The 24,905-nt window shown below is 33.4% G+C and carries 20 protein-coding genes; 16 read left to right on the top strand and 4 right to left on the bottom strand.

What is annotated here, in order from left to right:
• Window positions 1–105 precede the first annotated feature (105 nt).
• The 6 genes from BN853_RS08640 to BN853_RS08615 all read left to right on the top strand — a co-directional run bounded on the left by BN853_RS08640 (window position 106) and on the right by BN853_RS08615 (window position 12,888).
• Window positions 106–1,596 carry a type I restriction-modification system subunit M gene (locus BN853_RS08640; RefSeq protein WP_030005559.1) on the top strand — a complete coding sequence of 497 codons (1,491 nt, stop codon included), beginning with the start codon at window positions 106–108 and terminating at the stop codon, window positions 1,594–1,596.
• Window positions 1,586–2,821, top strand: a complete 1,236-nt coding sequence (locus BN853_RS08635; protein WP_030005558.1) for a restriction endonuclease subunit S — start codon at window positions 1,586–1,588, stop codon at window positions 2,819–2,821. The genes BN853_RS08640 and BN853_RS08635 overlap by 11 nt, the downstream gene beginning before the upstream one ends.
• A 4-nt stretch (window positions 2,822–2,825) precedes the next feature.
• Complete coding sequence (locus BN853_RS08630) at window positions 2,826–5,972, top strand: type I restriction endonuclease subunit R (protein WP_030005557.1); 3,147 nt, start codon at window positions 2,826–2,828, stop codon at window positions 5,970–5,972.
• A gap of 31 nt (window positions 5,973–6,003) precedes the next feature.
• On the top strand, window positions 6,004–6,966 hold the full coding sequence (locus BN853_RS08625; RefSeq protein ID WP_030005556.1) for a DUF2971 domain-containing protein: 963 nt from the start codon (window positions 6,004–6,006) through the stop codon (window positions 6,964–6,966).
• Window positions 6,967–7,375: 409 nt separating this feature from the next.
• Complete coding sequence (locus BN853_RS08620; RefSeq protein WP_052591407.1) at window positions 7,376–12,064, top strand: DUF4011 domain-containing protein; 4,689 nt, start codon at window positions 7,376–7,378, stop codon at window positions 12,062–12,064.
• Between the two features lie 320 nt (window positions 12,065–12,384).
• Window positions 12,385–12,888: a hypothetical protein gene (locus BN853_RS08615; protein ID WP_030005554.1), complete on the top strand. Its 504-nt coding sequence runs from the start codon at window positions 12,385–12,387 to the stop codon at window positions 12,886–12,888.
• A 155-nt stretch (window positions 12,889–13,043) separates the two neighbouring features.
• On the opposite strand, the gene BN853_RS08610 is transcribed toward BN853_RS08615, so the two are convergent.
• Together BN853_RS08610 and BN853_RS09165 are read right to left on the bottom strand one after the other, a co-directional pair.
• Window positions 13,044–13,253: a hypothetical protein gene (locus tag BN853_RS08610; protein WP_030005553.1), complete on the bottom strand. Its 210-nt coding sequence runs from the start codon at window positions 13,251–13,253 to the stop codon at window positions 13,044–13,046.
• On the bottom strand, window positions 13,207–13,479 hold the full coding sequence (locus BN853_RS09165; protein WP_084232981.1) for an IS66 family transposase: 273 nt from the start codon (window positions 13,477–13,479) through the stop codon (window positions 13,207–13,209). Before BN853_RS09165 ends, BN853_RS08610 begins: the two co-directional genes overlap by 47 nt.
• A gap of 26 nt (window positions 13,480–13,505) precedes the next feature.
• Between BN853_RS09165 and BN853_RS08605 the strand changes: the two genes are divergently transcribed.
• Complete coding sequence (locus tag BN853_RS08605; RefSeq protein ID WP_030005552.1) at window positions 13,506–13,766, top strand: co-chaperone GroES; 261 nt, start codon at window positions 13,506–13,508, stop codon at window positions 13,764–13,766.
• A 24-nt stretch (window positions 13,767–13,790) separates the two neighbouring features.
• Window positions 13,791–15,401, top strand: a complete 1,611-nt coding sequence (groL, locus tag BN853_RS08600; protein WP_030005551.1) for a chaperonin GroEL — start codon at window positions 13,791–13,793, stop codon at window positions 15,399–15,401.
• A 326-nt stretch (window positions 15,402–15,727) separates the two neighbouring features.
• Here the strand turns inward: groL and BN853_RS08595 are convergent, their stop codons facing one another.
• Both BN853_RS08595 and tnpA read right to left on the bottom strand, forming a co-directional pair.
• Entirely contained in the window at window positions 15,728–16,828 is a 1,101-nt protein-coding gene (locus tag BN853_RS08595; protein WP_052591405.1) for an RNA-guided endonuclease InsQ/TnpB family protein, read from the bottom strand.
• On the bottom strand, window positions 16,812–17,225 hold the full coding sequence (gene tnpA / locus BN853_RS08590; RefSeq protein WP_052591504.1) for an IS200/IS605 family transposase: 414 nt from the start codon (window positions 17,223–17,225) through the stop codon (window positions 16,812–16,814). Before tnpA ends, BN853_RS08595 begins: the two co-directional genes overlap by 17 nt.
• Before the next feature lie 194 nt (window positions 17,226–17,419).
• Here tnpA and BN853_RS08585 point away from each other — a divergent pair, with 194 nt between their 5' ends.
• The 8 genes from BN853_RS08585 (at window position 17,420) to BN853_RS08550 (ending at window position 24,712) form a co-directional block, all read left to right on the top strand.
• Entirely contained in the window at window positions 17,420–17,752 is a 333-nt protein-coding gene (locus BN853_RS08585; protein ID WP_030005548.1) for a hypothetical protein, read from the top strand.
• 494 nt (window positions 17,753–18,246) lie between these two features.
• A complete protein-coding gene (locus tag BN853_RS08580; protein WP_030005547.1) occupies window positions 18,247–18,861 on the top strand; it encodes a hypothetical protein in 615 nt (204 codons plus the stop codon).
• Between the two features lie 68 nt (window positions 18,862–18,929).
• Complete coding sequence (locus tag BN853_RS08575; protein WP_030005546.1) at window positions 18,930–19,742, top strand: hypothetical protein; 813 nt, start codon at window positions 18,930–18,932, stop codon at window positions 19,740–19,742.
• A complete protein-coding gene (locus BN853_RS08570) occupies window positions 19,729–20,394 on the top strand; it encodes an ABC transporter ATP-binding protein (RefSeq protein WP_030005545.1) in 666 nt (221 codons plus the stop codon). Before BN853_RS08575 ends, BN853_RS08570 begins: the two co-directional genes overlap by 14 nt.
• A gap of 73 nt (window positions 20,395–20,467) precedes the next feature.
• Window positions 20,468–21,589, top strand: coding sequence for a hypothetical protein (locus BN853_RS08565; RefSeq protein ID WP_030005544.1), 1,122 nt, complete (start codon window positions 20,468–20,470; stop codon window positions 21,587–21,589).
• Complete coding sequence (locus tag BN853_RS08560) at window positions 21,586–22,902, top strand: DUF214 domain-containing protein (protein WP_030005543.1); 1,317 nt, start codon at window positions 21,586–21,588, stop codon at window positions 22,900–22,902. Before BN853_RS08565 ends, BN853_RS08560 begins: the two co-directional genes overlap by 4 nt.
• The gene (locus BN853_RS08555) at window positions 22,899–23,840 is read left to right on the top strand and encodes a CPBP family intramembrane glutamic endopeptidase (protein ID WP_030005542.1); all 942 of its coding nucleotides are present in this window, start codon (window positions 22,899–22,901) and stop codon (window positions 23,838–23,840) included. The genes BN853_RS08560 and BN853_RS08555 overlap by 4 nt, the downstream gene beginning before the upstream one ends.
• Window positions 23,841–24,049: 209 nt before the next feature.
• On the top strand, window positions 24,050–24,712 hold the full coding sequence (locus BN853_RS08550; protein WP_030005541.1) for a DUF6273 domain-containing protein: 663 nt from the start codon (window positions 24,050–24,052) through the stop codon (window positions 24,710–24,712).
• Window positions 24,713–24,905 lie beyond the last annotated feature (193 nt).

Genomic DNA, 24,905 nt, shown 5'->3' with positions numbered 1-24,905 from the left:
TTTATGATACTAATCATTAATTCTATTAATATTTTTAGTAAAAAATGGTAAAATGCTAGTAATAACGTTTTTATAAAATAAGTAATCAACAAAGGAGTTGTAATAATGGATAGTGTTAATTTAGGATTTGAAGATAAATTATGGCAAATGGCCGATAAATTAAGAGGTAATATTGAATCCTCTGAATATAAGCATGTGATTCTTGGGTTGGTATTTTTAAAGTATATATCAGATTCGTTTGAAGAACGATATAATGAGATTAAGAAGAGCTTTCCGGGTATGGAAGAAGATAGAGATGCTTATGAGGCTGAAAACGTGTTTTTCGTACCAATGGAGGCTAGATGGGATTATATTAAGTCTCAAGCAAAGCAACCAACCATCGGTCAAATTATTGATAATGCAATGGTACTAATTGAAAGAGAAAACGCTAAGACATTAAAAGGTGTTTTACCTAAGAATTATGCAAGACCCGAGCTTGATAAAACAAGATTAGGTGAATTGATTGATTTATTTTCATTTAATGTTGGATCAAAAGAAGCACAATCGAAGGATGTGCTCGGTCGTGTCTATGAATACTTTTTAAAAAAATTTGGAACAACTGAAGGTGAGTTCTACACACCACCTTCGATTGTTAAGTTGCTTGTTAATATGATTGAACCATATCAAGGTAGGGTATACGATCCTGCTTGTGGTTCTGGAGGTATGTTTGTTCAATCAGCTAAGTTTGTTCAAGAACACCAAGGTAAAATTGGCGACATTTCAGTCTACGGACAAGAGTATGTAGCAACCACTTGGCGATTAGCTAAGATGAATCTAGCTATCCGAGGTATTGATGCAAATCTTGGTGAAAGAGACGCTGACACATTCACCAACGACCAACATAAGACACTAAGAGCTGATTATATACTTGCAAACCCACCATTCAATATTAAAGATTGGGGACAACAACATTTAATTGGCGATAGCAGATGGCAATGGGGTACACCGCCAGCAACGAATGCTAACTACGCTTGGATTTCTCACATAATTTCTAAATTAAGCCCAAGAGGTATCGCGGGGTTTGTTTTAGCGAACGGTTCTTTATCGACATCTAGATCAGAAGAGTTTGATATTAGAAAGAAGATACTTGATGAAGGATTAGTTGACTGTATAGTAGCAATGCCTTCACAACTCTTTTATGATGTATCAATTCCGGTATCATTATGGTTTGTTTCAAAGAATAAAAATGGCAGAAAAGACAAAGTCTTGTTCATTGATGCTCGTAAGATGGGCTATATGGAAACAAGAAAACACCGAGAACTAACAGATGAAGAAAGTGAAAAGATCTATTCAACCTATCACGCTTGGAGAGACAATAAAGACTATCAAGATATTGATGGTTTCTGTAAATCAGCAACACTCGATGAAATTAGATCACACGATTATGTTTTAACCCCTGGAAGATACGTGGGCATTGAAGAGGTTGAAGATGATGGTATTCCATTTGACGAAAAGATGGATAAACTAACATCTGAACTTTCTGAGTTATTTGAAGAATCTAAATCTCTTGAGGAAAAGATTAAAGAGAACTTAAGGGGTATTGGTTATGAGCTATAAAGACACTAGAATAATTGATTTTATCGAATTTAATCCAAAATTAACCTTGAGAAAGGGGACCATAGCAAGGAAAATTCCCATGGAGAGTTTAACTCCATTTACGAGAGATGTTTATTCAAATACCTATGAGCCCTATAACGGAGGGGCCAAATTTCAAAACAATGATACTATTGTAGCAAGAATAACTCCAAGTTTAGAAAACGGGAAAACCGCGTATATAAATCATTTGAATAAAGGCGAAATTGCATTTGGTTCAACAGAGTTTATAGTTTTAAGAGCAAAATCTGGGGTTTCATATCCACAGTTTGTTTATTATTTTTCAACAAGCACTTTATTTAGAGACAACGCAATCGCATCAATGACAGGGACTTCAGGTAGGCAAAGAGTTCAAGAAAATACACTATATGACTTAATATATAGACTGCCATCTCTTGATAAGCAAAAAGCAATAGCAAACATCCTCTCGTCTCTTGATGACAAAATTGAACTAAACAATAAAATCAATAAAAATCTGGAAGAATTAGCACAAACACTCTACAAAAGATGGTTTGTAGATTTTGAATTTCCTAATGAAAACGGAGAACCATATAAATCCAGTGGTGGAGAAATGGTTGAGAGTGAATTAGGTCTAATTCCTAACGGATGGCAGATTAAAACTATATTCGATATAGCAGATACAGTACTAGGAGGTACGCCATCACGCTCTAATTCCACTTTCTGGGGAAAAGGTCATCAATGGTTAAAATCTGGAGAGCTGAATAACTTAAGAATAATTAGAGGTACAGAATCAATAACTGATTTAGGATTAAAATCCTCAGCAACGAAATTAATGCCGATTGGAACAACATTAATAGCAATAACTGGATATGTTGGAATTATATCTATGCTTGAAATTGAGGCATGTGCAAATCAGTCTGTTGTTGGAGTGATACCAAATGATAAATATCCAAGAAGTTATATTTTTGGATTAATAAAGGAAGAAATTGAAACAATTGCATCGAAACAGACAGGTTCCGCACAGCAACATATAAATAAAAATGATATTAATTCACATAGATTTATTTGTCCAACCGAACAACTTATTAAGCAATTTTGTTCTATAGTTGAAAGTTTAAATAAAAATATAGCAATTAATCTATTTGGAAATCAAAAATTGTCCCAGTTAAGAGATGAATTATTACCCAAACTTATGAATGGTGAAATCGAAGTACCGATTGAGGAGTGATGTTATGGCTGTTAAAGTATTCTTTGAATCTGATGTAGAGGAAGCTACATTAGAGTGGTTTCAGGAACTAGGATATCAAACTGAGTTCGGACCTAATATTGCGCCTGAAGGACCATACTCAGAAAGAGCATCTTACACAGATGTAATACTAATAGAGCGATTAAAAGAATCGCTTTTTAGCTCGAATAAATCACTACCAAAATCAGCTATTGAAGATGCAATCAGACAAATCACTATCCCAAAACAAATAGCTCTTATTGAAAATAATAGAACTTTCCATAAGATGATCACAGATGGTGTTGATGTTTCATATCATGATCAAACAGGTAGATTAGTACACTCACAGGTTAGAATCTTTGATTTTAACGAACCTAAAAATAATGACTATTTAGTTGTTAATCAATTTACAGTTGTTGAAAGTAGAGTCGAAAAAAGACCAGATGTCGTTGTTTTTGTAAATGGACTACCTTTAGTTGTCTTTGAACTTAAAACAGCATCAGATGAAAATATATCGATTAAATCAGCTTTTAGACAAGTTAAAAACTACCAACAGTCAATTAGTAGTTTATTTGTATATAATTCATTTAATGTTATTAGTGATGGCTTACATGCTAAAGCAGGTACTATCACATCTGATGAAGATAGATATATGACTTGGCGTACCACAGAGGGTAAAGAAATTGCACCTACTACCATACCTCAATTAGAAACACTGATTAAAGGTATGTTTGATAAGAAGCGATTCTTAGATATCATTAAGCAATACGTTTTATTCCAAAAACATGAATCAGGTTATATTAAAATCCTTGCTGGGTATCACCAATATCATGCAGTCAATACTGCGCTAGAAAAAACCTATGAAGCAACATCAGCACATGGTGATAGACGTATTGGTGTTATTTGGCATACCCAAGGTAGTGGTAAATCACTATCTATGGTTTTTTATGCTGGGAAACTTGTTATCTCGCAAGAACTATCTAATCCAACGATTGTTATCATTACTGATAGAAATGATCTAGATGATCAACTCTTTTTAACGTTCTCTAAATCTAGTGATTTACTTAGAAGTATTCCTGATCAAGCAGCATCAAGAGAACATTTAAAAGAACTTTTGAATGGTAGAGATTCAGGTGGTATTATTTTTACTACCATCCAAAAGTTTTCACCTGATGATAACGGCAATATAAGTGCATTAACCAATAGAAAGAATGTCATCGTCTTAGCGGATGAAGCACATCGAAGCCAATATGGGTTTAGTGCTAAAGTTGTTAAATCGCAAGATGAAGCATTTGAAAAATATGGTTATGCAAAATACTTAAGAGATTCACTACCAAATGCATCATATATAGGTTTTACAGGTACACCTATTGAAACCACAGATAAGAACACAAGAGCTGTTTTCGGTGATTATATTGATATTTACGATATGTCACGAGCAGTTGAAGATAAAACAACCGTTAAGATATTCTATGAAAGTAGAATTGCTCAGATCGACTTTACAGAAGAGTATGATTTGATTGATGAAAACTATGATGAAATCACGGAATATCAAGAAGAAACTCAAAAAGAAGGTTTAAAACGTAAGTGGGCAAGATTAGAAGCAATTGTTGGTTCTACTTCAAGAATTAAGACAGTTGCAAAAGATATCGTTGAACACTTTGAAAAAAGACAATCAACCATGGAAACACCAGTAGGTAAAGCCATGGTTGTTGCGATGTCTAGAAGAATTGCTGTTGAACTTTATGAAGCCATTGTTAAACTAAGACCAGAATGGCACTCAGATGATGTCTTAAAAGGTAAGATTAAAGTTGTTATGACTGGGTCATCCAGTGATCCTGAAGCATGGCAAAAACATATTGGTACTAAGCAAACTAGAGAAACATTATCTGAACGAATGAAAGATAATAATGATGAACTTGAATTAGTCATTGTACGAGATATGTGGTTAACTGGATTTGATGTCCCAAGTATGCACACAATGTATATCGATAAACCGATGCAAGGTCATAACCTTATGCAAGCTATCGCTAGAGTTAACCGTGTATTCAAAGAAAAACAAGGCGGACTTGTTGTTGACTATATTGGAATTGCAGATCAACTAAAGAAAGCCCTAATGCAATATACAGATAACGATAGAGAACAAGTCGGTGTAGATACTGCACTAGCTGTTTCAGTCATGTTAGAAAAGCTAGATATTGTAAGAGATATTCTACATCAACATGATTATTCAAAATACTTTGGTGACCGATACAGCGAAAAACTCCAAGTTATTATGGAAACCATTGATTTTGTTATAGGTTTAAGAGAAGAAAGAAAAAACGACTTCTTAAAGTTTGTTTCAGAACTTTCAAAAGCCTATTCACTATGCTCTACAACAGAAGAAGCAGAAAAACACAACGTTGAGATTGGGTTCTTTAAATCAGTACGTGCAGGTATTATTAAACTATCAACAGATACAAGTAAAAAGAAATCAGTAGATCAACTTGATTCAGAACTTAACCAATTGATTTCTAAATCACTTAAATCAGATAAAGTCATTGATATCATGGCTGAAATTGGATTATCAAAACCTGATATCTCGATTCTTTCGGAAGAATTCTTAGAAGAGTTCAAGAAGATGGATCACAAGAATGTTGCGATTGAACTCTTGAAACGACTCATTAAAGGCAAACTTAAAATGATAGCTAGAAAGACGATTGTTCAATCGAGACAGTTCTCTGAACTATTAGAAGATGCACTTGCTAAATATCAAGCTAGATTAATAGATTCTACAGTCGTTATTCAAGAACTGATTGAACTAGCTAAAGACATAACCAAAGCAGCTGAAGCAGGCAAAGAATCAGGTTTAACTGAGGATGAGTTTGCATTCTATGAAGCATTATCATCGAACATGACTGCAAAAGAAGTCATGGGAACAGACATCTTAAAGGAAATCGCTAAAGAACTAACTAAAAAGATTAAGTCGAGTACCACAATTGACTGGAATATTAGAGATTCTGTTAGAGCAAAAATAAGATTTGAAATCAAAGTTTTACTTAAGAAGTATAATTATCCACCAGATGACCCAACAGATCCTAATAATTACGATAAATCTGTACAGTTGATTATGGAACAAACGGAACTTGTTTGTGAAAATGAGTTTAATAATTAAATTGAACGAGAGTGTTTGATTGGAGAAGCACGTGAAATTATATAAATACCGCTCTATTAAAAATAAAGAAACATTCAATTACTATTTAAAAGCTCTATCAGAGGGCTATTTATGGTTTGCCGACATCAAAAGTTTAAACGATCCATCTGACTCAATGATTTATTATAATAAAGAGAAAGAGGAAGAGCTTTTTCAAGCATATATATCAAAGAATAAACCCAAGATCTATCGAACTTTTATAAAGCGCTTATACAGTAAAGTTCCACAAATTGAAAAATCTATTGATCCAATCACTGATGATCAGTTACTTGCCATTGAGGATATGATGAATAATGGAACCTTTAATAATTTGCTTTTTAATAGTGGTGCTACAGATGAAGACATTACTAATTTCGAAACAGCACATAAAGATGTGCAGAGGCAATTCCAACAACATGAAGACATGTTTAGAAAAAAGTTAGAACCAATTTTTGCGTTTAACGATACATACCGACACAATATTAAAGTGTTTAGTATGTCTGATTCATTCGATAACAAGCATTTATGGAATGAATATGCAGAAAATTATGGATTTTGTATTGAGTATGATTCTGATTTGATCACTGATGAAATGAAAGATTTAATGGACCTGAATCCTGTTATATACTCAGATAAACGTGATCATTTCTCTTGGTTACCGTTGTTTTTATTAGCATTCCAACTTGAGAATAAAGAAATACTAAAAAACGAGTTAGAACAAAATCTCAGGAATCAGCTATTATTAAAAGGAATGACTTGGAGTAAAGAAAAAGAGTATAGGTTTTTCAGCAACGGGGGCAATAAAGTGTATGCCAATATTGTTACGGGTATTATTTTGCATAAAAATATACTGGGAACAAAGGAAGCAAATCAACTCATAAAACTAGCAAATGATAGAAAATGGATACTATATTCATGGGATAATAATTCTAGGCTAGTTTCGTATCAAAGTAACATAAGTGATAAAGACAAATGAAAATATAGAAGAATTATCAAAAAGAAACACGTAAACATAGATAATATTATCAATTAGTAATTTTTAACTTCAAGTAGTGTAGCGATGTGGAGGATATATTTGAACAGTGATGAACCGTCAAACTTTTAGCGTCGAGACAACACTTAGACGAAATATTCACAATTTTGGTCAAATTAATGATTTTTACTACGTGTTTTCATCATTACTATATTAAACATTCGAAACCACAATTTCTAATAGACATAGTAAGCAATAATAAGAGAACCTATTAGAACAATCGTTGAAATTGAAAAATCATACACTTTTCACACCAATGGTTTTTAGAACTATACCGACTATGTATACCAATTTCAATTAATGAGTCTCATATATTGATTCTATTAAGATAAAACGACAGGAGAAAAATAAGATGATGAGCGAAAAAGTACAAAGCAATATTGATTCGTGGAAGAAGAGCCTTTTAGATATAACAGCTAGAAATCAAGCAGTTAATTTTAAACGCAAAAAGTCATCTACTCTTGAAATCATTTATCCATCAATAGAGGAATTATTAAACAAGCAAGTGAATGCTAAAAGAGTTATGTTTGCTGAAATGTTTGATGATGAAGAAGAGGATGAAGAGATAGCAAATCTTTTTGAAGAAGACGAAGAAGATTTTATTACAATATCTGGCATAAAACTACCAATTAAGGATATTTATTCGAAGCCAGAACTAATACCTGCGATAAAAAACTATCTGAGGAATAAAAAGGAGAATTTAATTTTTTCTAATTGTAATAATAAAACACAAAGAAAAATCCTCAGAAATTTAATGAAGAAAGCTAGAACATTTAAAGAAGAAAATGCAATTAATGTTCTATATGTAGCAATCGGATATTTAGAATGGTATGAAAGTAAGGATAGCGAAGAAAGTCACAAAGCACCATTACTATTTTTGGCTGCCGAATTATCACAAGACTCGTTTGATGCACCTTTTAGAATTACTTTCCCTGAAGGAGATTTGCTACTTAATGATTCATTGCTAAGAAAATTATCACAAGATTATAAAATTGACATTTCATATGATACAGATCAAGAGGATTTAAGTTTATTTGAGGTATACCAAAATTACAAAGAGTATATATATGCCAAGATATCAGATAAAAGATGGAAAATTTACGATGAGAGCGATTTAAGTATTTTTAGTTTTTCGAAAATAAATATGGTCAAAGATTTGGAAGAAAACGCTCAACGAATAAGTGATAATCCTCTTATTCAGCAACTCGTAGGTGATTACGACGCTATCGAATTTGACGATATTTATGGTGAAGAAGATATTGATAGAATCATTGAACCTCAAAACTATTACCACATCTTAGACGCCGATTCCTCACAAGAGATAGCCATTCAATCTGCCATCGCTGGAAAAAGCTTTGTTCTACAGGGTCCGCCAGGTACGGGGAAATCACAGACCATCACAAATATTATTACTGAATTAATTGCCAGAAACAAGAAAGTTCTATTTGTAGCGGAAAAAAAAGCCGCTTTAGATGTTGTCTATAATAATCTAAAAAAGATAGGGTTGAATGATTACGCATTACCAATTCATAACTCTAAACTGGATAAAAAAGAGGTATTAAGAGAATTAGCAACTACCTTAGAAAAAGGACAACACTCTATTGATGTTGATGGTCAGTTTTCTAACGATCAAATCCACAAATATTTAAGTGCTAAAAACGAACTTATTGAATACCCAAAAGCGATCCTTCAAAAAAGATACCCCATCAACAAATCACTATATCAATTATATGGACTTTCGCTAAAATACGATAAATACTGTGAAGTACCTTTCAACATAAAGAATTTAAATAAAATTGACGATAAACAGCTTCAGTCTATTGAAACTGTAATTAATACTTTCTTCAATGCCAATTCGGCTGTTAATTATGACTCGAGAAATCACCCACTGTATGCTTTTAAATATGATAATCTGTCAATTCAGGAAAAAGAAGAAATCCAAAATGAAATCAATGAAAGTATAAGCATTATTAGTTCATTGCTCATAGATGTTGAAAATTTAGATCTTTTTATAATCAACAATCAACTGATAAATACTGAATTAGAGCTATATGTGAACTTTTTAAAGCATATGCAGACACTTGTTCAACTTGATAGATACACATATAATCAGGAAAACGTTGAAATAGATATTGAAAACTATCAGTCGCTAATAGATTTAGAGGAAGAAATGTTTCAACATAAAACTCGAATTGAAGAAATTTCTGATATAGAAATCACAAAACTAGATACCAATAAATATAAAAGAATCGTAAAAACAAACAACACGTTTATGAAACGTCTTTTCTCTTCGGAGTATAGGAAGGTAAGAAGGGATTGCACACTATATTTAATAGAATCGAAGATAAAATATCCTGATTTATTGAATCTTTTAAACACATCGGATGAATACAATCGACTTTCAGAGAAACATAGACAGCTAGTCAATAAATTGGTATTCAAGACAGAACAAATGAATCTTTTTCAAAATTTATCTAAATTAAGATGGATAAAAGAATATAGAATTCTACTGGCTTCAATTAATGTAATTGTTCCACAAGAGATGTTTTTAATAATAGAAAAGTATTTGGCTAACAAGAAGGAATACGATGAACGAATAAATCATTTGAACATTAAATTAAGTAAATACAATGAATTATATAATAAAGTCAAATTACACTTTGATAAATCAAGATTGAATTTGGATGAATTGCATTTGTCCGAACAAAAAAGTTATTTTGAAAGCATTAGTGGAGATTTTAATCGAATAGAAGAAATCCTTTCATTTAATTTTGCTCTGGTAAAATGTAACCAATTAAAACTAGATGATTATTGTGAAAAAATAGTTCAATTGGAAATCAAGAAAAATTACATAGAAATTTTTTACAAACGATTCTATATGTTATTGGTTGATGACTATTTGAGAGTTCTATTGCCAGGATTTAACGGATCTACTATGGATGCAGCAAGAGGGAATTTCAAAGATGCTGAAGCAATAATACAGCAGATGGCAAAATCTAATATCGAACGTAATATTAACAATGGAATACCTAATTATAATGGTGTAGAAGGGTATAATATCGAAGTATCTACATTGAGAGCAGAAGCTAATAAATCTAGGAAAATATTACCATTTAGAGTGCTCTTTAGTAGGATACCTAACCTGATCACACAGCTAAAACCGTGTTTAATGATGTCACCGTTATCTGTTAGTACATTCTTAAGAGGGACAAACATGATTTTCGATACAGTTATTTTCGATGAGGCTTCACAAGTCAAACCGGAAAATGCAATAGGAGCTATTTTTAGAGCAAAGCAAGTTATTGTTACTGGTGACAAAGAACAACTACCACCTACTAATTTTTTCCAAAACGTTGGTGAAGATGAAGTTAATAACGATGATAATTATGATACGACATCATTTGACTCTATCTTAGAAGTATCTAGTAGTTTTATTCATTCAATTAAATTAAGATGGCATTATCGTTCAAAGTTTGAGGAGTTAATACGTCCTTCAAACAAAGAGATTTACAAGGATCTTGTTTCATTTCCTTCGATTAGTAAACCAAACGAATACGAAGGCATTAAATATGTGTATGTTAATGGTTTGTATTCTGAAAGAAAAAATGAAGTCGAAGCAGACAAAGTAATCAACACCTTGGCAGATATTATTGAAACATATGGAATAAATAAATCGGTTGGAATAGTAACTTTTAATAATGAACAGCAGTTGCTCATAGAAAGAAAAATTAATCATTTTAGAAGAATAAACCCCCATTATGAAGAGTTTTTCACTAACAATGAGAATGAACCGTTCTTTATCAAAAACATTGAAACTGTTCAAGGGGATGAAAGAGACATCATTATAATCAGTATTGGTTATGGTCCTGACGGTAAGGGTAAAATATCAATGAATTTTGGTCCTTTAAATCAGGCAAACGGCTACAGACGGTTGAATGTCGCTGTAACAAGAGCTAAGACTTGTCTTGTTTTAGTAACATCAATTAGGGGAACTGATATTGATTTAAATAGAACGGAGTCTCGAGGAGTAAGATTTCTTAAACATTATCTTGAATATGCGGAGTTTGGTGAAGATGATAAAGTTGATAATCTCGATGATTTAGCTAATTTCGACAGCCCATTTGAAGAAGACGTCTATAATGAATTGTCAAATTTGGGTTATGATATTCGAAAACAGGTTGGATGTTCAGGATATCGCATTGATTTGGCGGTCATTGATCCAAAAAATCCATCAAAGTATCTACTTGGTATTGAATGCGATGGAGCAACGTATCATTCCTCAAAATCCGTTAGAGATAGGGACAGATTAAGGCAACAAGTTTTAGAAGATAGAAATTGGACTATCTATAGAATATGGTCTACAGATTGGATAAAAAATAAGAAATCTCAAATTGAAAAATTGGACAAGTTTATCAAAAATATCGATACAACATTTACTAAGTCGATAATTGATGTTTTACCAGTAATTCCTGTTCTATCAAGAAAAAAAGAGGAGTCCAAAATTGCGTTTGAGATTTATCCTAATTACGTTCAGTTAACTCAAATTTATGAATCAAACCTTTATGCAAATCAAATACAAAATCATATTCTAGAAATTATAGAAAGAACAACACCAATTCATCAAGCTGAACTTAAACGAATTGTACCTTATTTTTGGGGAAGACAAAAGTATACAAACGTTGTCGATGATAAAACTTACGAAATATTAAGTGATTTAGTGAAAAAAGGCAAAATAAAAATTAAAGATCAATACATCATACATACGAATACACCAATAAAATTCCGGGAAACAACAGATAATAGCAGTAGAAGAGAATTTATCAATATCCATCCAGAGGAACTTAAAGATGGAATTATGCAAATACTCAGCGTTACCAGAAAAATGGATCTAGATGGACTGCATTCTATGATTGTAAGGTTGTGTGGATTTCAATCATCATCAGCTAGAATTAGAGAATATATAGATGAGATTATTTTAAGTTTAAAGAGAGCAAGAAAGATTAGAGTTACGGATGATTCATTTATAGAGATACATATTTAAAATCTTAGAGTTATAATAAATGCTAGTTGTGTTTAAAAAACGGGTTTCTTACCTGCAAATGAACGTAATCTAACTATTTGTTTTTGTAAAAAACAATCTCTTATACCAACGCTTTTCTGAAGTATACTAAATTGAGTGATATTAAAATGTTTTACACTCGGTAGATAACTGTTATCATACATAGACACTCCTGTCGACCTTTATTGAATCCCCTTCCAAGGAATATACTTATCCCGAGTTACATATATTCGTAAATACGACTAAAAACTGAAGTAAGACTGAAATAAACGTGTTATAATAGCTTGAAAGTGAGTGATAACTTGAAAACTAAAACACACACAACCAATGAAAAGCTTGCGATAGCATCTGTTAATTACGTACGAAAAAAAACCAGTCTTAATCGAGGACTTTACACCCTGGTTGCTAGTATTAAGAATGATGATGGATCGACAACACCGTCAAATTTTGACAAGTCAATGATTCTTGCTTTTGATCCGACATTTCTTAGTCAGTCATCAGAAAGAGAAATCATGAAAGTGGCTTTCTTAGAAGCTTATAAGGCGTATATGTATTACATGGTTCTAAGAAATGACATGGGGTTACAAACAGCTGAATTTAATGAAGATGAACTCTCATTATTTAGTACTGAGTTTGAATTAGGTGAAATCACCGAATCAACTGCCGTCTATCAAGTGGCAAGTCAGTATTCAAGTAAGCTTCTTAGTGAAATTAGTAAGAGTAATCTGACTGCCAGTAACCTCATTAAGAATTACTACGGCTTATATAACACAAGAGAAAGAAATACACTAATCAAATCAGTATGACCACACGAAGAAATACATCTTTGTGTGGTTTTCTTTTTGCTTTAGTGATACGATCACTTCTTATTGTCAATAGCGTTTCGATAAAATGAAAATAGTGGTGAGCGTATAAAATAGCACGTCTCATATAAAGTGAAAACCTTTAGGGCCCAAATCGGCTATCTAGAGGTTTCTTTCATTTTAAATTGTGTCTTGATGTTGTCATCCCATGGGAGTAAATGCGCCATCAACTTAAACTTCTCGTTTAATTTGACTGGGTCTTGATTGTCACTCTCAAACAATTGAATCTTATAAAGGTTTTCAAATAGGTACGCTAAGTACTTATTTGTTTCTAGTTCGTTTGTTTTTGCTGTTTGAATGATACTCATATAGATGCTTGATGCCTTTCGCATCTTTTTCAGTATTAGAGCTTAAGTTGTTCTTTCGGTTAATAACGAAAGGATTGATTCCTCGCTCAGCTAAATTATTATCGATTGGGATATGACCGTCGCTTAAATAAGTACACGTTAAGGAAAAAAGATAATTTTCACATTCAGCACTTGACAAGTTTTTTTGTTTGAATATAATAATAATCGGATTGGCAAACCAAAACATAGAGTGCCAGAAACGGAGGGATTAATGTGATTAAACCATTAGAGGATTATGTCGTTCTCTCGGTGAAGAAAGAAGAAAAAACCACAGCAAGTGGCATTATTCTTACAGCTGAAGATAAAGACAGACCAGCCATTGGTAAAGTGATTTCAGTAGGTCCTAAAGTGGATAACATTAAAGAAGAAGACGAAGTCATTTATGGAACCTACGCTGGAACTAAGGTCAAGCTTGAACAAGTAGAATACTTATTAGTTCAGGCCAAAAACATTCTAGCTATTTTGGAAAAATAAACGATCTAAAAGGGGGTACTTTCAATGAGTAAAGAAATTCGTTATGGTAAAGATGCAAAATCAGCTTTATTAAAAGGGGTAGACTTACTTGCCGATGCAGTAAAAGTCACCCTAGGTCCAAAAGGAAGAAATGTTGTATTAGACAAAGGCTATGGATCGCCATTGATAACAAACGATGGGGTGTCTATTGCTAAAGAAATTGAACTCAAAGATCCTTATGAGAATATGGGTGCTAAGCTTCTTTATGAAGTTGCGTCAAAAACAAATGACGTTGCGGGTGATGGAACAACCACTGCTACAATCTTGGCACAATCGATTATTCATAAGGGATTTAAAGCAATCGATAATGGAGCAAACCCAGTTTTAGTTAGAGAAGGTATCGAGCGAGCAGGAAAAGAGGTTGCAAAAAAACTCTTAGAAAAGTCAAGACCAGTAGAAACAAGAGAAGATATCGAAAATGTCGCTAGCATTAGTGCATCTTCTAGAGAAATTGGTAAGATAATCGCAGAGGCAATGGACCGTGTTTCAAAAAACGGTGTCATTTCAGTAGACGAATCTAAGGGGTTTGAAACAGAACTAGAAGTAGTTGAAGGTATGCAATACGACAAAGGGTATGTTTCGCCATACTTTGTCAATGATAGAGAAACGATGAGCGTTGAATTAGAGAATCCATATGTCTTAGTGACTGATCAAAAAGTGTCTACTATTCAAGATATATTGCCCATCTTAGAACAAGTAGTAAAAGCGAACAAACCATTGCTCATTATTGCAGAAGACATTGAAAATGAAGTCACCTCAACGTTAATTCTTAATAAACTAAGAGGTACATTTAATGTCGTTGCTACAAAAGCACCAGGATTCGGTGATAACCAAAAAGAGATATTAAATGACATTTCAATTCTTACAGGAGCAACTCTCTACGCAAAAGACCTTCAAATGAAACTACAAGATTTGAAGCTTGAGGATCTTGGTTTTGTTCATAAAGCAGTCGTTAAGAAAGACTCAACGACATTGATTGGTGGACAAGGCGATAAACAATCAATTGAGGCACGTATCAATGAGATTCAAGCACAAATAACGGTCACAACGTCTGAGTATGATAAAAAACGCCTACAAGAACGTTTGGCAAAATTGGCAGGCGGGGTTGCGGTTATTAAAGTTGGAGCTGCCACAGAGTCTGAACTTAAAGAAAAGAAATTACGTATTGAAGACGCACTTAATGCAACCAAGGCTGCAATTCTTGAAGGTATTGTCACTGGTGGAGGCTCTGTTCTAGTAAGCATCCAATCAGAATTAAAACAAGTGCTTAAAGATACAAACATCGATGTATACAAAGGCATATTGGCGGTATTAGACTCACTATCGCAACCACTTTATCAAATTGCTGAAAATGCGGGATTCGATGGTCAAGACATTCTAGAAGAACAACGCAAACAAGAAAACGATTTTGGTTTCGATGCGAAGGAAGGTCATTTTGTAAATCTAATGAAAGAAGGCATCATTGACCCAACAAAGGTAACGAGAAATGCCATCTTGAATGCATCAAGTATTGGAGCATTAATGATTACTTCTGAGGCTGCCGTCGTAGAAATCAAGGAAAAAGAATTGCCAATGAGTAACGTACCAATGTATTGATAGTAAGTTTTGAAGACTTTTTAATAATACCCATTTTTGGATGGGTATTATTTCATTTATGAAGTGATTTAGATATATACGTTTTATCATAGTTTGAAAGTGAATGATAACTTGAAAACTAAAACACACACAACCAATGAAAAGCTTACGATTACATCTGTTAATTACGTAAGAAAACATACCGGTCTTAATCAAGGACTTTATCCCTTGATTGCTAGTAGTGAACTACCCACCACTTAATCGAAGTGGGGGCTTCCTATCCAAACCGATGTACCCACCAGTGACTCAATAGGCTATCCCCGTAGTCCCTACGGTTCTGAATCCTTTTATAACTGAAATGCTAACTTATATTGTCTTAATCCTTCTCTGTTGATATTGATCGCTGCGTTATGATCTCTATCAAGATGTAACTCACAATTTGGACAATAATAGACTCTCTCAGATAACTTCAAATCTGTTTTGATGTCCCCACAACAACTACATCTCTTAGATGATGGATACCACTGATCCATCATCATCAGGCTTTTACCCTGTGTTTCTAACTTGTACTTTAAGAAGGATACAAATCTAGTCCAACCAAATCTAGATATCTGTTTGGCGTAATATGGACTTGTTTGAGACATATCTATCAGATTCAAACCTTCTACACTCACCAAATCATAACGCTTGGCTATCGCGTTAGATAGTTTATGTAGGAAGTCATCTCTTTTATGTTTGATTCTTTCATATAACAAGGCGATTTCTAATGCCTTCTTATCATAGTTACTAGACCCTTTGACTCTTCTAGATAAACTTCTTTGAAGGACTCTAAGTTTGTTAAAGTCTGTTTGTATGACTTTAGGATAGTCCATCTTGAATCCTTCACTATCGACATAAAAATGAGTCATTGAGAAATCTAGTCCTATGGCATCTTTGACTACTTGTTTCTGAATCTCTTTTTGGTATTCATATAGAATAGAGACATAATACTTACCTGTACTACTCTTTGATACAGTTACGCTTTTGAGAATCATCTCACTCGGTATGGTTCTGTGTTGTTTGATCTTCACTTCACCCAGTTTAGGTAACTTGATATAGCCTTTTAATAGAACGATATTATTATTCACTAGATTGGTTGTATACCCATAGTCTTGTTTCTTAGAACGAAACTTTGGTCGTTCTTGTTTATGATTGAAGAACTGTTTAAAGGCTTTTTCTAAATTGAGTTGGGTATTGGCTAAAGATAACGAATCGACATCTTTTAAAAAGGGATAGTCATTCTTATACTGAGCTGGTGTAAGATGAAGGCTATTTTTAGTGAGTTCATAATGTCTCTGTTTATCTTCTAACATCTTATTCCATAAAAAGCGATTATGGCCTAAGGTCATATGAATCAAAATCTTTTGAGATTCATTGGGATAGATACGAAACTTAAAGGCTTTGTTCATCCGGTTCACCCTGACTTTCGATATACTGTTTGATTACTTCAATCGGTGCACCACCCGAAGTTAACAAACAAAAACTTTGACTCCAAAAGTAAGACTTCCATAGTTGTTTACGAACGGATTCAAATTCTTGTTTGATTAATCGAGATGAAGCGGTTTTGTAAGCATTGATGAATTTGGATAATTCTGTTTTAGGATGACTTCTAAATAGAATATGAACATGATCAGAATCGTGATTCCACTCAATAAGTGTAATATGATAGTTAGAAGCGATATTTTCAAAAATCTCTTTAGCGCGATTAGAGACTTCATCATTGAAGACTCGACGTCTATATTTGGTGACTAAAATCAAGTGATACCATAACATAAAGACTGAATGTGCGTTGGTGTCTAATTTTATCATAATAAGGCCTTCTTTCATATTACATACCAAGTGTATAAGATATTTATATTATATCATATTTTATATATAATAATCAATCTCAAAAATAAAAAGAATCAATTCATCCAGCTACTTGTAGAGGAAGGGGACTTCTTGATTGTGTTGTTAAAAATGACGATGGATCGACAACACCGTCCAATTTTGACAAGTCAATGATTCTTGCTTTTGAACCGATATTTCTTAGTCAGTCATCAGAAAGAGAAATCAAGAAAATAGCTTTCTTAGAGGCTTATAAGGCGTATAGGTATTACATGGTACTAAGAAATGACATGGGGTTACAAACAGCTGAATTTAATGAAGATGAACTCTCATTATTTAGTACTGACTTTGATGCTGGGGAAATCACCGAATCAACAATAATCCATCAACTAGCTAATCAGTATTCGAAGAAGCTTCTTAGTGAAATTAGTAAGAGTAATCTGACTGCCAGTAACCTCATTAAGAATTACGACGGCTTATATAACACAAGAGAAAGAAAACACTAATCAAATCAGTATGACCACACGAAGAAATACCATCTTTGTGTGGTTTTCTTTTTATTTTAGTGATACGATCACTTCTTATTGTCAATAGCGTTTCGATAAAATGAAAATAGTGACAAATACGCCCTACCAATTTGTTTCAATTAAAGAGATAATGTGAGTATGTAAGACATATTTACAAAAAGTAATATGCACACTCGCATTAGGAGCTGCTTATTCGTTGTTGGAAAAGAGAAATAATTAGTTTATGTGCATCCAACGATCACAGAAGACGCGAACTACATATTATACGAGGAGCAATAGCCACACAATTAGATAATAAATAATAGAGGCATATGAGCTATAGTTAACATTATCAACTATGGACGTGTGTATGACGATGATTTTTACAACATTAGTTAAATGATTGGGGTGATGGATATGTCCAAATTAAGGGTAGTCTGACGAGGATGAATCTTTAAATGAATTATCAAAAATGACATAAGGGAGATTAAAAAATGAAACGTTTTTTTGATATTTACAAGAAGTTCTTTTTTACGCTTGTGATGTTATTCACATTGGTTTCTTTTGGAACCCTGATTAATAGCACAGAAGTATATGGAAATGTGCCTGCAGAAGTAGGGTCAGAAACATATTTTGACAACTATCAATGGTTGTTGATGGTTCAAAAATGGAGAGACAAGAATGTGGTCATCAAACGTAGTGACTCAACTGTAATGACTGAAGTCAACAAAAAATATATTACTTCAGGAGACAACGCAACCTCTGTAAATCAGAGTGTTGGTTATAGTTATACAGCACGTGTTGGGCATCAAATCAGTGCGAAAGTGAAAACAAAAATAAAAGTATTTGAATTAGAAGCGGGCTATACATTTTCCGCAGAAGTGTCACAAACCTATTCTGCCACATTGAATATTCCGCCAAAATCAATGATTGTCTTATACACGTACGACAAACGTGTCCGTAATACGCGTTTAACAGTTGATAAGACACAACAGCAGTATTATCTAAAAAATTGGGTTCTTGGTTGGCATGATGACGGCTATATTGGGCAATCGACAGAATATGTTTATGAATTTGATGGCGTCACATTCTTATTTGTACAATCTTAAATTAATCAGTGTTAAGAGGGGGATGATTACCCCCCCTCTTAACTCACTTTATTTGAACGGAGAAAGCTATGAAATCAAAAATAGTATTTACATCGATTATTACAATCAGTATTCTCGCTTTGATTATTACAGGTATTGCTTTGTTACAAAACGATAAAAACCCATGGACCCAAGGAATTTACTTTAGAGAGCAATTTGGATATTCTGTTTTCATTGATGAAACACCTACCATTGAAATCTACTATTTTAATGTTCAAACAGCCGAAGATCCACTTAAGAATAGAAGTGTAGTCTTGTTTACGAATCAACAAGAGCCACTTTCGACCACCTTGATTGATTCAGAAGTGATACGTGAGAATAAACATTTTGTAGAACACAAGTTAGTAGTTCAAATTGATATGGTTAATCAAGTAAAGATCATCGATAGTATACGCTTCTATCAAGGATCAAACTACGAGGATTATCCGATTGGTAACTATACAGTTCAACAGGTAGAAAGAACTGCTGAAATACCAAGGCATTTAGAGTTATCATACGGGATGTCGATGGTTGATGGGTATGACTTAAGTATTAAAAACATTTCAAATGAAACACAATCCGTCACAATCATAAGCAATCATGAGCTCTATACGCCAAAACAAATAACACTAAATATTAATGCGGATGATACCGTATTGACAACCATTTCGCTGACACAATATGCTGATAATCCCTATGCTATTTATCATCTTCGACCGCTCATTACATTTAAATCGACGACAACTGAAGTTGTTTATCAAAACACGGTGATTGTTCCAGGTATCGAGATGTCAGTGATGAATATCAAAGACGTACTAATGTTTGTGAATCAGAAAATTGAGGGAAATCATGATAAAAATTGAACGGGTCAGTCATAAATATAATCTTGGTTTAAGCAATGAAGTAAAGGCATTGAATAATGTTTCTTTTTCGATAAATGATGGCGATTTCATCGGAATTATCGGCCATTCTGGTAGTGGGAAAACAACCCTGTTAAATGTGATCAGTGGGTTATTAAAGCCCAGTGAAGGTAGTGTTACCTATGACGATAAAGAAATCTACCATCTAGCGATGAATCACACATCACAATTTCGTAATCGAAACATCGGGTTTATTTTTCAAGATTACTATTTAGAGCCTAAGTTCACAGCATTTGAAAATGTCAGTATACCGTTGATGCCACAAAAAGAATGGTCATTAAAAGAAATTGAATCTAAAGTCAATGAAGCGTTAGACTTAGTTGGACTAGCACATAGAAAACACCACAAAGCATACCAACTTTCAGGTGGTGAGAAACAAAGGGTAGCAATCGCAAGGGCGATTGTGACAGATGCGAAAGTGCTTTTCGCTGATGAACCGACAGGGAACTTGGATTCAAAGAATAGTCACGAAATTATGAATCTACTTAGAAACCTGAATAAACAGGGGAAAACCATCGTTTTAATCACACATAAAAATGAAGATACGATCGGTTTATCCAAAGTTTTGTTCCTAAAAGACGGGACAGTTCAATAACATGAGAAGACAATATTATGCAAAACTTATGCTAAGAAAACTTTTTCGTAACGCCCCTTTTCTGGTGTTTCAAATGATTACCATGATGATTCTATTTTCGTTTGGATTAGCGATTTTTTCTTTCGGTTTAAATATGGTTTCGTATACGAATGATTTTTTGTGGCATCATCGTTATTATCAATCCATTACCTTCGAGGGGTCAAATGACGCTCTAGCGTCCATCCTTTTTGATTTGAAACTATCTTCGTCTGAAGAAAAACGGATCATTTATAGCACTGCTTTTGAAGCACAAGATGGTTTAGAGATAGATTTACCTGATGATATCCATACGATCGGTGTTTTTGATAATACTACCTTTATGCTAGATGCAGAAGAAAACGAAAAGTTTTATAGCTTGGTTGATAAAACTCAATCTACTAGTCCTTATGTAGTAATTAGTTATGATATGGCATTGCTAATCAGTCATCAAATGTCTGTGTCAATAATGGATTTAAGTCAAAAAAAATTGACAATTACCAACAAAACTGAGATTAAGCACTATCCGATTCAACTAATTTTAAATGAAGATTATACACAACGTATCAGACAATTCACACCATTATCGATTTTTGTTAATGATGTTGACATTAAAGACGACATGAATTATATCACCATTCAATATCATACAATCCAAGATTTAATAGAGGCGAAACGTCACGCATCTGCCATCGATGTTGATATGCATGAGTCTGTCGATACGATACTTAACATGGCGTCTTATGCTCAAATCGTATTAATCATCACAGGCGTTGTTAGCTTTATCTTATTGATCGCCATCAGTGGTTTAATGTATACCTCAATTCATGCGAATTATATTGACGACATGCCCTTTTATACCATGTTAAAACTGTTGGGTATCTCAAATACGCAACGCACATTCTTTTTGATTTTTAAATCATACATGGCAGGATATCTATCTTTCGTGTTAGCCGTGTTTAGCGCTAGTACATTATTAAAGTGGGTTAATCACTGGGTTGATATGTCAATTTTATTTGGTGATTTGGGATATGAGATGCTATCCTTAAATTCAATAAGCGTGTTCAGTTCATTCTTACTGATTACAGTGGTATACGGCTTCCTGTTTAGAGGCGTTTATAAACGATTTGTGACAACAACAATTGATAGCTATTACATAAGTGAGTTGAGTCGATTATGAAGAAAATGCTCTGGATTTCCAAAAAAATCAACCAACGTTATAAAAAATCCACTCGTAACTTTAGCATTGGGATGATTCTATCATCAATCATGGTTTTATTGCTTATATCAATTAGCATCGCGACTAACCAAATATTTTCCCAAATCAGTGAAGATAATTTGGATGCGAAAGAAATTCGTATATTCAATACCAAAAAAGATGACTTTGGCAACACAGTCCCGTCAGAGATTGATAGACAGTTATTAGTGTCTATGAATATTCATCCAGATATTGATCAAATAGTACATCAAACCCAACTACTTGGTGAACCTTATTCTATCGGTATCGACGGATATGATATTCAAGCAGGGATCTATATTAATGGGATTGATGTAGATTATCATTCATTCACAAAAAAAGAACGGTCAAATTTAACATCCAATGTTATGAATAGTCCAATCATTAGCGGCAGAGACTTTGAGTCATTAGATACCAAAAAAGCACTTGTCGATGAAAATTTTGCAATTAGTATTGGGTATGAACAGGTTTCCTCAATCCTAGGGAAGACTTTTACATTATCAATGGGTGCTGTTGACATCACGCAAATTGAAATCATCGGGGTATATACCTATCAATTGGGTACAGTTCCAACGTTCTTAATGTCCTATAATTTGGTTGATTTTCAAAACGACATTTTAGTATATGGGTATAATAGTCCGTTCTTATATAGTGACGATATCATTCAAGAGATGAGGTTATTAGTCACTGATGAAACAACCTATAACGAACGAGCGATTATCGATGTAAAGTACATTAAACGTGTTATTAATGTGTATGAGTGGATCGATGGACAAGTAGACAACACGCTTTCTTCTATACTACAAGAAACTCAAAAAATGGTCGATCAAATGAGTATTGTGATTATCCTCTTAAGTATTGTCATTATCGCCATAGTGTTAATCTCATTATTAAGTATAATTAGCCATACGCTAGCGAAACTGATTGCACAAAGACATTTTTTAAGGATGTTAATATTGATGGGGTACAGTTTTAAACAAATTATTTTAATCTACACGTTAGAACTATTGTATGTCATGATGAAAATCATTGTGATATATACCACAATCACTTACTTATTCAGCTTAATCATAGAGTTCTTGTTAAAACCATCCTATCAAGTACTTGTTCCGAGTCTAAATAATGTATTCATTCTTGCTCCAATTTATTGGGCTTCATACACGCTATCCATAATTATATTAACGTCCACCATGATAATGTCGATTACAGCAGTAACTTTAATCCGATTTAATCGAAAGAAGGCGTATCTACAATGATAATTACTCGAGAACCCAAAATCAAAATCATCGGTTTAGTTGTCTATTTAATAGTATCCATTATAATGTCAAAATGGGTGATTCCTTTTTACCTAGATACGACAAATCCAAATAGCGACTTATCCTTCTTTACCGTAACATTCATTGGTCAAATCTTTGCATTTGGATTGCCGTTATATGTATTAGTCAAGTGGGTTAGAATAACAAGAAACCATTCGATAGAAAAAAGTCAAATATATGAGATACCGAACAAACCATTAATTAATAAGCAATCATTAAAGTATATTTTATGGGTAGTCCCCGTCTATTTGGTGGTCAAATTATTGAGTGAATCCTTGATGCTAGGTCTCTATTATTTCAATGGGTCTAGTAATCTAGCAGTCGATATACAGCACCCTAACGCTCAAAGCTTCTTCATCATTGTATTATTAGTTGCTATTATCCCAGCGATAATTGAGGAAATCACTTACCGTGGGTTATATTTTGACACTTACAGAGATGATAAGTTTAAATTTGTTTGTATTTCGACACTTGTGTTTATGTTTTCTCATAGCAATCCAATATCCATCTTTACGGCATTGATTCTTTCTAGTTATTTTAGTGTGGTAATCATTCGAACTCAAAGTATCAAACTGGTGATTATACTCCACTTCTTATTTAACTTGATTTCATTATGGGTTTCGAATTATGTGGTGTTCCCATTGTCGTTGTTAAGTGCAATCAAAAATGTAGTTACACCTCAAACAGTATTAGGTTATGGACTCATCAATTTGGGGCTTGGGTTAGGCATCATTTGGATGACGTTTCTTTTGAAAAAGAAACGTCATGTATTTACACGCATTCGATCATCAAGTAAATTAGGTTTTAAGTTTAAGTATGAGGATTTATTGAGTATTTTATTAAGCGTAATCGCAATCAGTGCTTACATTGTTTTTTAAGCGTCAAGCAAGGTCATTAATATAAGATAGAACTATCGAAAAAGGCTTATCCCTATTTAAAATGTACCCTATAGAAGGTCTTTTTTCAAAGTTTCCGTTCTATAGGGTACATTTTACATTTTAATCTTTGTGTGGTTTTCTTTTTATTTAAGTGATACAATTAGGTTATATTAGACGTTTATTTTAACAATGTCATACGGTTGCAAACCATGAGAATGAAAAATATTGATACATTTAAAAATGAAAGGATCACATACATGAACATAGGTGACGTCATCAAATTCGGTAACTATGAATGGAAAGTACTAGACATCGAGGAAGGTAAAGCACTAATAATCACAAAAGAAATCATTATGCAAATGCCTTACCACCTTAAACATGAAGCAGTTTCATGGGAGACTTCATCGTTAAGATACTATTTAAATACGGATTTTTATGAAACATTTTCGATTGATGAGAAAAGAAAAATCATCCCTACACTAAACAATAACAACGGTAACCGGTGGTATTTTCTTGAAGAGGAGAATAAAACGTTAGACAACCTATTTATTCTATCATTAGAAGAAATGGTTGGCCCTTACTTCAACGATAGTCGACACCTTTTAGATAATAAAGGTAGAAACCAACGCTATTGGTTTGAAAGAAAAGACATAAACAATGAATTAAGAAAATCAACCTACTTAGGACGTACTTGGTGGTATTGGGTAAGAACTAACGGTAGATTAAACACAAGTGCTGTTTATATTCATGGGGACGGCAATATTGGAATTCAAGGTAACAAGGCATCCAAAAAAAGCTATAACACGATACATCCGATAACAAAATCCAATGAAGGGGGCGTTCGCCCTGCGTTGTGGCTTAGAATAGAATAAGTCTATGTAATTAAACTGTGTGATATAGATCCAGAAGGATTTGTACGTAAATTGCAAATAACATGAACAAACAAAAATAACAAATCGATTGATACTGATAAAAAGATACTCTTCTAAAGAAAAAATGACAAATGATAACACTTGTGTTTAGGATTGCTTTCTGTTGTTATTAGCAAGATATGTAAAACAACTT

The organism is Paracholeplasma brassicae (assembly GCF_000967915.1).
GTDB classification, from domain to species: domain Bacteria; phylum Bacillota_I; class Bacilli_A; order Acholeplasmatales; family UBA5453; genus Paracholeplasma; species Paracholeplasma brassicae.
This window is presented reverse-complemented; position numbering and strand designations above follow the sequence as displayed.